The organism is Protofrankia sp. CiP3, assembly GCF_917627345.1.
Classification (GTDB): Bacteria; Actinomycetota; Actinomycetes; order Frankiales; family Frankiaceae; genus Protofrankia.
Genome location: NZ_CAKJTM010000008.1, coordinates 1 through 12,835, shown reverse-complemented (window position 1 = coordinate 12,835; position 12,835 = coordinate 1). Strand labels below are relative to the sequence as shown.

Below are 12,835 nucleotides of genomic sequence, written 5' to 3'. Positions count from 1 at the left end.
GGCCGGCGCGGCCCTGGCTGACTCCCACAGGCCCGGTGAGCGGGCCGAGTCACCGAAACCGCATGCGTCCAAAAAGCTGATTCAGTCCGAAAAAGTATGACGTGAGAGTTTGATGATCGTGCCGCCCCGAGGGTCGGCTGAGGAGCACACGATGCCAGCGTTGATCGAAACGATAGGACTGTCGGCCGGCTACGGTTCGCTCGCGGTCGTGCGCGACCTCGACATACACGTGGAGCCGGGCGAGGTCGTCGCGCTGCTCGGCCCGAACGGCGCGGGCAAGACCACCACACTGCTCACGCTGTGTGGTGAGCTGCCTGTTCTCGGCGGGGAGGTCCGGGTGAGCGGCCAGGTCACCAAGGCCCCGCTGCACCGGCGCGCACGGGCGGGCCTTGGCCTGGTCACCGAGGAGCGGTCGGTGTTCATGAGCCTGACCGTCGAGGAGAACCTGCGGGTCAGCGGGAGTGACCTGGCGCTCGCGTTCGACTTGTTCCCGGAGCTTGCCGAGTTCCGCGGACGGCGGGTCGGGCTGCTTTCCGGTGGCCAGCAGCAGATGCTGGCCCTGGCCCGAGCGCTGGGCCGTGGCCCGAGCCTGCTGTTGGCCGACGAGCTCTCGCTCGGGCTGGCACCGCTGGTTGTCACGCGGCTGCTGCGTGCGGTCCGGCAGGCCGCGGACGGCGGTGTGGGCGTGCTCCTCGTCGAGCAGCACATCGCGAAGGCTCTTGAGTTCGCCGACCGGGCCTATGTGATGAGCCGCGGCCGGATCGCGCTCAGCGGTACCGCGCAGGATCTGCGCGGCCGCTTGGACGACATCGCGCAGTCCTATCTGTCCGGCGCGCCGTTGGCCCAGGCACCTGCCTGACCTCGCGGGCCGGCGCGGGCCGGCGTTGAACGCGGAGAAGCCCCGGAGGCGGTTGCGTCCGGGGCTTCTCCGCGTTGCCGTTGCCTGGGCAGGCGGCCTGGCCGTGTCCTGCGGTCAGGCCGCCTGCGCCGAGGCCCGAAGGCCTGAGGCTTCAGGCCTCGACCCGGTCCGGCACGGTGAACAGCGTGCGGAAGGTGTCCAGGGTGATGGTGTGGCGCACCTCGTCCGGGACATCCTGGAACAGATCGTGCAGCGTCTGCTGGGTGTGGCCGTAGGTACCCTCGAGGTGGGGGTAGTCGTCACCCCACATGACGTTGCGGTAACCCATAGCGGTGACCGCGGGAACAGCGCTCACATCGTGCTGGAAGGACGTGTAGACCTGCCGGTAGATCAGCTCGCTCGGCAGCGCCGACAGCTTGGGCAGCGCCCAGTTGCCGTGCTGGCGATAGCCCTCGTCCATCCGGTCGGCGAGCGCCGGCACCCATGACGCCCCACCTTCGGCAATCATGATCCGCAGGCGCGGGTGACGGTCGAGCACGCCCGCGCCGACCAGGTGGGTGACCACCCGCATGCCGGGGAAGGTCGTTTCCACGTAGTTGATGACAGCCGCTCCGGGACCACGGAATGCCTTGGCGTCCGAGCCGGTACCGATGTGGAAGGCGATCAGGAGGTTTGCCTCCTCAGCCGCGGCCCAGACCGGCTCCCACAGCTCCTGGGCGTACTCCTGCCCGTCGGGGACGACGGTGGGCAGGAACACGCACTGGAACCCCATCCCGGCGACCCGCTCGATCTCGGCCACGGCGTCTTCGATGGAGGCCATCGACAGGAGCGCGGCGCCGACGATGCGAGGCGAGCCATCCATGATCTCTTCACGGCACCAGTCGTTGTACGCCCGCACGGACGCGGCGGCGAGTTCCCGATCGGTGATCAGGACGGTCCACAGGCCCATCGACGGGAATACGAGCTGCCCCCAGATGCCCTCGGCATCCATGTCCTGGAGGCGAAGCTTGAGGTCGTAGGCGCCCGGGGGACGGAACGAGTCCATGAAGTCGTTGAGCGCCCGTCGCTGGACCACGTTGTCGACGTAGATTGTTTCGTGCCGGTCGCCCCGTTCGGTGCGTGGAGCGCGGTCCGCCAGGTGCGCCGGCAGTCTTGACGTCCACAGGTCGACCGGCTCCAACAGGTGCGAATCTCCCGAGTTCGCCCAGATCTTGTCCATGCCCACTCCTTGTTCCCGCCAGGGGCCAGCGGTGGCGCGATCGTGCCCGTCGCGCGCCGCCGGTGGCCCAGGTCTCCGGGTCGCCGTGTCCCGTCGGAGGAAGCGCCCTCCAGCGCCGGTCGACCGCTCTCGAAAGCCTCACTAATTTTTAAATTAGTGTTATTATTTTACGTCACATCTGTCAAGCGGATGTTGCCAGGGAACTCCGCGCATACCAGGGGGCCGGTTGTGAACGGACGTTTCAGCGGGCGCGTGGCCATCGTCACCGGGTCGTCTCGGGGGATCGGGCGGGCGATCGCCTGGCGGTTGGCGACGGAGGGCGCCAGCGTCGTCCTCAACGCCCGTAATAAAAATGATCTAGAGGATGCCCGGGCGGAGTTCGCCGCCGCCGGGTTGAGCGTGGCCACCGCCATCGCGGACGCGGCCGAGCCGGATTCGGCCGCGGCCCTGGTCGCCGCGGCCACGCGGACGTTCGGCCGGATCGATTACCTGGTGAACAACCTGGGGCTGAGCAGCTATCTGGGCCGCCCGCACCTTGCTGATCGGGACAGCTTCGCCCGCGATGTCGTCGGCAACTCCTGGATTGCCATCGGCATGATCCAGGAGGCGATGAAGGCGGGCCTGGCGGACGGCGGCGGAGCCGTCGTCAACGTGTCCGCCATCAGCATCCGCAAGCTCGTTCCGTACGCGGCCGTGTACACCGCGGGTAAGGCGGCGCTGGAGGCGCTCACCCGCGATCTGGCGCTCGATCTCGGCCCTGACGGCGTCCGGGTGAACGCGATCGCCCCCGGCCTGGTGAAAACCGAGGGCTCGAGGTTCGTCTGGGAGGGCAGGGAGGAGATCCAGTCCCAGGTGGTCCCGCTGCGCCGCCTCGGTGAACCGGACGACATCGCCTCGGTCGCCGCGTTCCTGCTGTCCGCGGACGCCTCCTGGGTCACCGGCCAAGTGATCGACGTGGACGGTGGTTCGGTACTGGCGCCAGGTGAGTTCGTCCATCCCGGCTGAAAAAGGCTGATGTCGAACGGCCGATATCGAAACGTCGACATCCGATGTCGACGTTTCGATACTCGGGGCATGGCGACCGGTATGTGTGTCGATTGTGCCGGCTGGTCGCTGTTTCGCCCGGTCAGGAGCGGCGGACCGCGGTCCAGGGCAGGTTCTTGTCGACCCGGACGTCCCCGGGCAGCCCCAGTACCCGCTCGCCGAGGGTGGTCCGCAGGATTTCCGACGTGCCACCCTCGATCGTGTTGGCACGGGCCCGCAGGAAGGACCGGACCGGGCCGCCCTGCTCGGTGGCGTCCTGAATGTCGAACTCGCGAGTGTCGTACGAATCGTAGAGCATGCCCGCCGCGCCGAGCAGGTCGACGCACAGCTCTGTCGCCCGCTTGTTCAGCTGTGTTGTGGCGAGCTTCGCGACGGAGCCCTGCGGGCCCGTCCCGCCGCGCTCGCGGTCGGTGTCGGCGCGCAGGACGGTGAGCCGGGTGACCTCGACCTGTATCCACAGGTCGAGCAGCCGGTCGCGCAGCACCCGCGCCTGCGCCGAGGAGGTGTCCGCACGCTCCCGCCACAGCCCGATCGCCGCGTCGACCGCGGGCCGCGCGGAGAGCCCGTCGCTGAGCATGTAGCGCTCGTTGTTGAGCGTGGTCAGCGCCACCCCCCAGCCCTGCCCGACCCCGCCGATGCGCTGCGCGTCCGGCAGCCGGACGTCGGTGAGGTAGACCTCGTTGAACTCGGCGTCGCCAGTCAGCTGCCGCAATGGCCGGATTTCGACGCCCGGGGCTGTCATGTCGCACAGGAAGAAGGTCAGGCCGCGGTGCTTGACGACCGACGGGTCGGTACGGACGAGGAGCATCCCCCATCGGGCGACGTGACCCCAGGATGTCCACACCTTCTGCCCGTTGATCACCCATTCGTCGCCGTCGCGGACGGCGACGGTGGCCAGCGACGCCAGATCCGAGCCCGCGTTGGGCTCACTGAACAGCTGGCACCACACCTCTTCGCCGGTGAACAGTGGACGCAGGTAGCGCTGTTGTTGCTCGTCGGTGCCGTGCGCCAGGACCGTCGGCCCGCCCATCCCGTATCCCAGCGGGTTGCGGAAGAAACCGCTGGGGGCACCAGCGGCGGTGAGCCGCCCGGTGATGTGCTTCTGTAGCCCGACGCCCAGGTCGAGGCCGCCGCGGCCGACCGGGAAGGAGACCCAGGCCAGGCCCGCGTCGTACTGCGCGCCCAGGAACTCCGCCGGTGGCGTGGACGCGGGCGGGTGCTCGGCGAGCAGACGGTCGATGGCCTCGTCGACCGTCTTGAGGGAGGAGGCCTCCGCTGTCTGCGGCGTCATCGGCGTAATCCCCTTCAACAGGACGTCACCGTCCTCGGTGCGATCCGTTGGCCGCCTCGGTCGGACGGTCCGGAATCATCATATCAGTATGATTTTATAGATGAATCGGTGCCGAAGCGCCAGGCCGGCCTGGCGTGAGCGCCGAGCGCCGGCCTGGTCGGGTCGGGCCTATGGCGCTGGAAGATAAATCATTTATATGTTTTGTGCTATCCCGTGACACAGGTGCCCTGCCAGCCGTGGCCGCGAAGGCCTCGGTGCGGGCGTTCTCGATGGAGGTTGGATGGCCCGGGTGGACGGCCAGCTCCCTGGTTTGCTGATGGGCAAGGTCGCGATCGTGACCGGCGCGGGCCAGGGCGTCGGGCGCGGTATCGCGCATGCGCTGGCCAGGGAGGGCGCGGCTGTCGCGGTCGGCGGGCGGACACTGACGAAGGTCGAGCGCACCGCCGCCGAGATCACCGAGGCTGGCGGCCGGGCGCTGGCAGCCGGCTGCGACGTGGCCGACCAGGGGCAGGTCGAGGCGCTGGTGGCCGCGACCGTCGAGGCATACGGCACCGTCGACATTCTGGTCAACAACGCGCAGACCGTCGTCCCGCCCAAGCTGCTGGGGGAGACGACAGCCGAGGACCTGGCGGTCTGCTACAGCAGCGGGACCCTGGGTACCTTCCACGCGATGCGGGCCTGCTTTCCGCACCTGTCCGCGCACGGCGGACGGATCATCAACCTCGCGTCGTCGACCGGCGTCGAGGGCGATCCTGGTTTCGCCTCGTACGTGATGGCCAAGGAGGCGATCCGCGGCCTGACGAAGGTGGCGGCGCGCGAGTGGGGCCAGTATGGCATCACCGTCAACGTGATCTGCCCGTTCGGGGACTCACCCGCCGCCACCGCCTTCCGGGACGCGGCGCCGAAGCGTTTCGAGGCCGTGCTCAGGAAGGTGCCCCTCGGCCGGATGGGCGACTGCGAGCACGACATCGGCGGCGCCGTCGTCGCCCTGGCTGGCCCCGGGATGAGCTACGTGACCGGGGCGACTCTCATGGTCGACGGTGGCCGCTGCGTCCTGCGCTAGGGCGCGCGATCCCGCTCCGCGACCGGAAAGATCAGCGATTGTTTGTCGTTGGGCACGCCGATCCGGCCGAAAACCGTACACAACGACAAACACGCGCCGATCATGGATAGTGCGCCGACCTGTTACGGTGTGCCGACCTGTTAAGGCCAAGCCGGGTCAGGCGCGCATGTAGGCGCCGCCGGACACGTTGATGATCTCGCCGGTGAGGTGGCGGGCACGCTCGGAGGCGACGAAGGCCACCATCTCGGCGATCTCGTCCGCGGTCGTGAGGTCCGCGAGCACCCCGAGGGCGCCGGGAATGTCCTTCAGCTCGGGATGGTCGTCGACGAACTTGGTTCCCCGCACCAGGCCCATCGAGACCGACACCGCTCGGATGCCGTGCGGGCCGCCCTCGTGCGCACAACTGCGGGTGAGCACGTTGAGGCCGCCCTTGGTGATCGCGTACGGCGACTCGATGCCGTTGCCGCCGACGTCCGGGGCATAGCTGCCGATGTTGACGATGACACCGCCACCGGCGTCGCGCATCGCCGGCATGGTCACCCGGCACAGATACCAGGCGCCCGTCAGGTTCACCCGCAGGACGTGATCCCAGGCGGCCGGGTCGTAGTCGAAAATGCTGCCGAGCACGTTCACGGCGGCGTTGTTGACCAGGATCTGCACCGGGCCGAGGGTGCCCGCCACCTCGGCGACGACTGTGTCGATCTGGTCGCGGTCACCGGCGTCCATCGGATACCCGACCACGGTGGTGCCCGGGTGGTCGGCGGCGATCGCGGCGGTGACCGCGTGGGTCCGCCGTTCGTGGATGTCGGTGACGACGACCCGGGCACCACCGGCGGCCAGCCGCCTGGCCGTCGCCTGGCCGATGCCCTTCCCGGCCGCGGCCGTCACCAGGGCGACCCGTCCGCCGAACTCCGATGCCATGAGCGCCTCCGATGCTCGGGTCATACCGCCCATCTTGTATCTGAAGTGATAGATAAGATAACTGATTTTTTTCTCGATTACCGGGCCGCGCCGGACTCACCTGGCTGGTGGCGGAGTGAGCCTGACAGCGGTCACATAGGCCACCACCACGGCCACGATCACCAGGGGCATGACCGTGAGACCGTCCTTCAGCAGCAGCAGAGTGGCCAGCAGCACCGAGGTCATCGGCAGTGTGAGCAGCACCGCGCTCATCGCCCCGATGCCCATCGCCGCCCCGGCGACGAGGGGCAGGCCGGGCAGGTGGGACATGGCGATCCCGCCCACGGCTCCCAGGAACATCGCCGGGAAGATGGGCCCACCCCGGAAGCTGCTCATCGACGCGCTGTAGGCGAGCCCCTTGCAGGCGAGCAGCAGCAGGAGCGCTCCCAGCGAGTAGCCGGTGCCGCTGACGATGAGCGGGCCCAGTGCGTCCTGGCCGGAGAACAGCACATCAGACGTGTCCTTGCCGCTGCCCTCGGCGTACGCGATCGCGAGACCCGCGATGGCCAGGCCGACCAGCGGCGTGGCCACCAGCGCATGCCGTTCGACCTGGGAACGCAGCAGCCGGGCCAGCGGCCGGATCGCCGATCCGACCGGTGCCGCGGCAAGACCGATGACCAGCGCCCACCCGAACTCGGCCACGGTCGGCTGCCCCACCGGGGGGAGGTTGGGAATCGCCAGTGACAGGGTTCCGAAACCGGTCCAGGAGTTCAGACCGATGAAGATCAGACTGCCGACCCCGGCGGCCACCAGGCCGGGCAGCAGCACCAGCTCGAGGGCTGCCCCGGCCAGCCCAACCGCCTCCATCAGGAGGAACGCGGCGATCAGGGGCGAACCCAACAGGGTGCTGATCGCGGCGAACCCACCAGCCGCGGCCACCACCGCGCCGACCTGCGCGGGCGGATCGCGTCTGGCCAGGCGTACGGCACACAGCGCGAGGCCGCCGCCGATTGCGATCAGTGGCCCTTCGGGTCCGAGTACCACGCCGAAACCCAAGGTCGCGAGCGCTGTGATCACGATACCCGGGAGCTCGGCCGGTGCGGGCGCGCCATGCACGGTGAAACCGTCAGCTGGTGACACACCGCCTCGCCCAGGCAGATATCGGATGGTAAGCGCGACCAGGATGCCCGCGAGGGCGAGCACGGGCAGCGGCCACCACAGTGGCTCCTCATGAAAGCCCAGGGCGGTGGGCAGGTCCGTGAAGATCCATCCCTGCATGTCGGCGACCAGTTTGAGGAAGCCATACGCCACGGCCGAGATCGGTGCTCCGAGGATCGCGGCAAGCGCCAGCAGCCCGAGGTAACGCCGGTTCCGCAGCGGTGCCAGCGGATCCGGTGCCAGCGGATCGTCCGGCGACGGCCCGGTCGCCGTCACTTTGTTGCGGACGCTGACCTTCTGGTCGGTGCTGCCGCGCCGAACGGTCCTCATCGTCGAACATCTCCGGGTTGCCGGCCGTGCGCGGCTCGAGGGGAGCGGCGGCAGGGACCCCCTGGTGCGTCAACGGCGAGTGATGAGATCACACCCGATTGCTTGTTCCCTGGAGCGGTGCCCGACAACCGCCCAGCAGACACGCCCCAGCGCCGCGGGTGCGTCCGCGGCTGGTCGCGGCGGCTGGTCGCGGCGGACGGCCGCTGCCAGTGGCAGCCTCGGCTCGTGGTGACGAGCCGGGATGAGTTGCCGTCCGGAACTGTCGGACACATCCGGTACAACATTCTGCTGTCAGAAGATTGATTGACGGAAAGAGCCGATCACGGGGGATGTCGTGAGCACGCGTCAGGGTGAGGCCAAAGCACGGTCGCTGCACCTGCTGGACTACCTGGCGGCTCTGTCGGAGTCGTCGGCGGCGCCGAAGCGGCGCGTGAGCGAGTATGAGCCGCCGCTGATTCGTCCGGTCGACATCCCGGTGCGGCACGGTGTGCTGCTGGGCCCCGCTCCGGGCCAGCCGGCGTGGCTGGCGGTCCCGAAGATGGTGGAGCCGGACGCACCGGTGCTCACGCAGTCGCTGGCTCGTCACGTGTCGTCCGCGACGGTCAGCCTGTCCGGGCCGCCGCTGCTGCCCCTCGACTTCGACACGTCCGCGGCCGAGCGGGGCGAGGACCCGGAGGAGGTCCGGGCTGAACTGGCGCGGTGGGTCGTCGAGCACTGGCAGCCGTGGGCGGAGCGGGCCATGCCGGCCCGGGCCGGCCGAAGGCTGTATCAACAGCTGTACGATCTGCGGCTACGGCTACAGCGGGACAACGCGAGGTACGAGCTGGTGTGGGGCCACGGCGTGCTGTCGTGGCTGCCGGCAGGGGAGGCCGTCCACCATCCGCTGCTCCTCACCCCCGTGACCATCGAGATGGACGCGGACACCGGGGTGCTGTCGGTCCTGCCGGACGGGCTGCCCGCGCTGGAGACCGACCCTCTGCTGGGGCTCGCGGCGGTGGAGGAACTGGCGGCACTGCGGGAGCGGGTACGGGGGGTCCCGCCGGATCCCTGGTCTGATGACGGCCTGGCCGATCTGTATGCGCAGATTGTCGCGCCGCTCGGCCTTGACGCGCGGGTCGCGCCCGGTCCCGAGGTGCCTGCCCCGGCCGCGGCCGCGGTGCTGGCCGACACGTGGGTCCTGTTCGTCCGGCCACGTCCGACGCTGTATCGCCGTTTCTACACGGAGCTGCGCCAGGTTCTCGCGGAGAGCGACCTTCTCGCCGAGGCGTTTGCCTCGATCATGGCGGACGACGGCCACAGCGCGGCGGCCGGCCCCGGCGAGGGCACGGGCGACGACGGCTGGGCGGCGGTCGGGCAACGCCTGCTCATGCCGTTGCCCGCGAATGACGATCAGCAGCGTATCGCTGTCCGGCTCGCGCGGTCCCGGGGCGTCACGGTGCAGGGCCCGCCTGGTACGGGCAAGAGCCACACGATCGCGAACCTTGTCAGCCATCTGGTTGCCCACGGTAAGCGGGTGCTGGTCACCGCGTACAACGAGCAGGCCCTTGGGGTGCTTCGCGACAAGATACCCGCGGAGCTGCGTGACCTGTCGATCGCGGTGCTCGGCTCCAGCCAGGCCGCGCTCGGTGAGCTCCGTGCCTCCGTCCAGACCATCATGGACGCGGTCTCCAGCATCGAACCGGACGCCGAGGCCCGCGCGCTTGAGGCGCTCGCCCGCGATCTTGATACGGCCCGTGCTCGCGAGCGGAACCTCGAGCTGCGCCTGGTGGATCTGCTCCGCGACGAGGCCGCCGAGTTCGAGCTCCCCGAAGGGCCCGCCAAGGCCGCACAGGTGAGCGCCTGGCTGGCCCGCCACGAGGCGGAATGGGACCGCATCCCAGACAGGCCGGCCGCCGGCCGCCGGCCGCCGGTGACACTCGGCGAGTTCACCGATCTGGTCCGCCTTGCGGGCACGGTGAACGCGGCGGACGCGGCTGCCGCCCACAGCCTGCTGCCGGACCTGACAGTGATCCCGTCCACCGGGGATCTCCGCGAGCGGCACCGTGTCCTCGACCTCCTCCGCGACGAACTCGCCGAGCTGGAGGAGCGGGGGGTGGTGCTGCCAGCCGTTGACGCTCTCGGTGGACCGGCGCTTGAGGTCCTCGCCGGTGACGCCCAGCAGGCGGTTGCTCGTATCGCCGAGCTGGATGCGCCATGGCTTGTCACCGTCCGCGGTCAGGTCGCCCAGTCCGCGGCGCTGGCCGGGTTCTGGGCGGAGCAGGCCGAGGCGCTTGCCGAATGCGCTGGCACACTCGTTGACACGCGGCGCCGGATGGCCGGCAGGGAGATCGTCATCCCGGCTGGTGACCCCCGGTCGCAGGAGGATTTCCTCGACGATCTTGCGTCCCGCTTCGCCGCGGGCCGGGGCATTCCACGCCTCGGCGGCAAGGGGCTGAAGGCGTTTCACAGCGCCGTCCGGGTCGATGGCTTTGAGCTGCGGACCGAAGCCGAGGTCGACGCCGTCCGGGCGGTGATCCGCGAGCGGGCCACCAGGGCGACGGCGGGCCGCCGGTATGCCGAGCTGGTCGAGCAGCTGAACGCGCCGCCGTTGGACGCCAGCACACCGGCTTTCCTCCCCTCGCTCGAAACGGCGGTCGGCCTGCTGCGCGGCGCGATCGCCTGGGAGGCCACGGCCATGCCCGCGTTGGTCGTCCGGCTGCGTGCGGTGCTTCCGCGGACCCCGGCGCGGCCGACCGCCGCCGAGCTGTGCGAGATCGGCACCGTGCTCACGGCTGCCGCGAAGCGTGGCGACGAACGGGTGCAGACAGCGCGGCTCGACGAGCTCCGCGCGGCTCTCGAGTCCGGGCGGCGGCGGCCGGACGCGAGCCCGCTGTGGGACGCGCTGTCCGACACGCTGGCCCGGCGTGACTTCGCCGCATGGCAGACGGCCCGCGAGGAGATCGACCGGCTCACCGGGCTGCGGCCCGTCCTGGCCCGCCGTGACGAGCTGGCCGGGCGTCTCGCCGCTGTCGCCCCGGTCTGGGCCAGCCGTGTCGTCAGCTCCGGCGGAGACACCGCCGTCTGTGGCCAGCCGCGGGACCTTGCGCGGCTCTGGCAGTGGCGGCAGGCCCAGACCTGGTTGGAGAGCCTGCTCGGCCGGGGCGACGCCACGCTGTTGCAGCGTCAGATCGCCGCCACCGCGGCCGATGTGCGCCGGCTCATCCTGGAGCTGGCCGCCCGCGGGGCCCGGCTCGGCGTGCGGCGCAGCCTGCTTGAAGATCAACGGCGTGCGCTCATCGCCTGGCTCCAGGCCCTCGCGAGGATCGGAAAGGGCACTGGCAGATTCGCCGGTAAATGGGAGGCGGACGCGCGGGCCGAGCTGCCGGCGGCGATGGGCGCCGTCCCGATCTGGATCATGCCGATTCATCGGGTGCTGCAGAGCTTCGATCCTCGCCGCACCGCGCTGTTCGACGTTGTCATCGTCGACGAGGCCAGCCAGTGCGGCGTGTTGTCCCTGGGGGTCCTCGCGCTTGGTCACAAGGTTGTCGTCGTGGGCGACGACAAGCAGATCAGTCCGACGGCGGTGGGCGTCGACCGGGACCGTGTCTTCGAGCTGATCGAGTCACACCTGGCCGGCATGCCGCAGCGGTCCCTGCTTGACGTGGAAGCCAGCCTCTACGACACCGCGACCCGCGTGTTCGGGGCGGTGGTGCCGTTGCGTGAGCACTTCCGGTGTGTGCCGGACATCATCGAGTTCTCCAACCGGTTCTACGACGGCAAGATCCTACCGTTGCGGGAGGCTGTCGATCGCGGCATCGGCCCCGCGGTCCGGCCAGTCCGGGTGGCGGCCGGCGTCCGCACGCGTGGCCAGTACGGCGACGTCAACGAACCCGAGGCGTTCGCCCTCATCCAGCAGCTTCTCGACTGTCATGCTGATCCCGCGTACGACGGGATGACCTTCGGGGTTGTCACCCTGCTGGGGAACGGGCAGGGGCGCCTCATCGAGCAGACGCTGGTGGACAAGATCGGTGCTGAGGAGTACGAGCGCCGGCGGATCCGGGTCGGTAACCCGTACAACTTCCAGGGAGACGAGCGGGATGTCGTCTTCCTCTCGGTTGTCGCCGACGACAGTCGCTCCGCCGCGACCAGCAAGGCCGATCAGCAGCGCATCAACGTCGCGGCCAGCCGTGCCCGCGACCAGTTGTGGATCTTCCATACTGTCGATCACGCCGTGCTGCATCCCGACGATGTTCGCGGGCAGCTGCTCGCCTACGCGTATGGCGTCAACACGCCGCGGGCGCGGGCCGAATCTCTGGAGGAGCGGTGTGACAGCGACTTCGAGCGCGCTGTGCTGCGGGAACTCCTGCGCCGTGGCTACCGGGTGCTTCCGCAGCATCACGTTGGTCATTTCCGCATCGACCTGGTGGTGGAGGGAGCCCGTGACCGGCTCGCGGTCGAGTGCGACGGCGACCGTTTCCACGGCCCGGAGCAGTGGGAGACCGACCTGCGGCGCCAGCGGGTACTCGAACGGCAGGGCTGGAAGTTCTGGCGGGTCCGGGGCTCGGCGTATTTTCGTGATCCGGTCGCCGCGCTCGCGTCACTGTGGGAGCGGCTCGACGAGTTGGGCATCCGTCCCGGGCATATCCCCGGTGCCGGTGGCCTGGGCTTTTAGAGCGCGTTTGAGATCGTCATTCCGGCTCCCTGGTCGAATGACGACTTCCGAAACACGCCATAACACGACGGCGAAGGACGCCCAAGCACGGCTTTTGTCGTAGTCTCGGCGCTCGACACCGACGATGCCGTCGCCGGACCGCGGCGCGCTGGCCGAACCCAAGATTCAAAACAGGCGCTGAGCGAAGCGGCCGGGCGGGCCCCTGTCGGGTGGACATGCCGGCGGCGAAACGCCGGCCGGGGGTGCGGCAGGACCGTGGCCTACGGTGGCAGACTCACCTGGACACAGAACGCGGAATAAGAGCGCCCGACAATAGGGGT

8 protein-coding genes are annotated in these 12,835 nt (G+C 69.5%); 4 read left to right on the top strand and 4 right to left on the bottom strand.

The window, feature by feature from the left end; translation table 11 throughout:
- Positions 1–151 precede the first annotated feature (151 nt).
- The gene (locus tag MJ797_RS04675) at positions 152–859 is read left to right on the top strand and encodes an ABC transporter ATP-binding protein (RefSeq protein ID WP_239332169.1); all 708 of its coding nucleotides are present in this window, start codon (positions 152–154) and stop codon (positions 857–859) included.
- A gap of 151 nt (positions 860–1,010) precedes the next feature.
- Here MJ797_RS04675 and MJ797_RS04670 read toward each other — a convergent pair whose 3' ends face one another.
- Positions 1,011–2,078: an amidohydrolase family protein gene (locus MJ797_RS04670; protein ID WP_239332167.1), complete on the bottom strand. Its 1,068-nt coding sequence runs from the start codon at positions 2,076–2,078 to the stop codon at positions 1,011–1,013.
- Between the two features lie 228 nt (positions 2,079–2,306).
- On the opposite strand from MJ797_RS04670, the gene MJ797_RS04665 reads away from it, so the two are divergent.
- Positions 2,307–3,083: an SDR family NAD(P)-dependent oxidoreductase gene (locus MJ797_RS04665; RefSeq protein WP_239332165.1), complete on the top strand. Its 777-nt coding sequence runs from the start codon at positions 2,307–2,309 to the stop codon at positions 3,081–3,083.
- Positions 3,084–3,204: 121 nt separating this feature from the next.
- Here the strand turns inward: MJ797_RS04665 and MJ797_RS04660 are convergent, their stop codons facing one another.
- Positions 3,205–4,422 (bottom strand): acyl-CoA dehydrogenase family protein, encoded by a 1,218-nt coding sequence (locus MJ797_RS04660; RefSeq protein ID WP_374581462.1) that lies wholly within the window; start codon positions 4,420–4,422, stop codon positions 3,205–3,207.
- A gap of 271 nt (positions 4,423–4,693) precedes the next feature.
- On the opposite strand from MJ797_RS04660, the gene MJ797_RS04655 reads away from it, so the two are divergent.
- Positions 4,694–5,476, top strand: a complete 783-nt coding sequence (locus MJ797_RS04655; RefSeq protein WP_239332161.1) for an SDR family NAD(P)-dependent oxidoreductase — start codon at positions 4,694–4,696, stop codon at positions 5,474–5,476.
- A 156-nt stretch (positions 5,477–5,632) separates the two neighbouring features.
- Here the strand turns inward: MJ797_RS04655 and MJ797_RS04650 are convergent, their stop codons facing one another.
- Both MJ797_RS04650 and MJ797_RS04645 read right to left on the bottom strand, forming a co-directional pair.
- Positions 5,633–6,421 carry an SDR family NAD(P)-dependent oxidoreductase gene (locus MJ797_RS04650; RefSeq protein WP_239332159.1) on the bottom strand — a complete coding sequence of 263 codons (789 nt, stop codon included), beginning with the start codon at positions 6,419–6,421 and terminating at the stop codon, positions 5,633–5,635.
- A 72-nt stretch (positions 6,422–6,493) separates the two neighbouring features.
- Complete coding sequence (locus MJ797_RS04645) at positions 6,494–7,864, bottom strand: chloride channel protein (protein ID WP_239332157.1); 1,371 nt, start codon at positions 7,862–7,864, stop codon at positions 6,494–6,496.
- Positions 7,865–8,198: 334 nt separating this feature from the next.
- Here MJ797_RS04645 and MJ797_RS04640 point away from each other — a divergent pair, with 334 nt between their 5' ends.
- The gene (locus tag MJ797_RS04640) at positions 8,199–12,515 is read left to right on the top strand and encodes an AAA domain-containing protein (RefSeq protein ID WP_239332155.1); all 4,317 of its coding nucleotides are present in this window, start codon (positions 8,199–8,201) and stop codon (positions 12,513–12,515) included.
- Positions 12,516–12,835 lie beyond the last annotated feature (320 nt).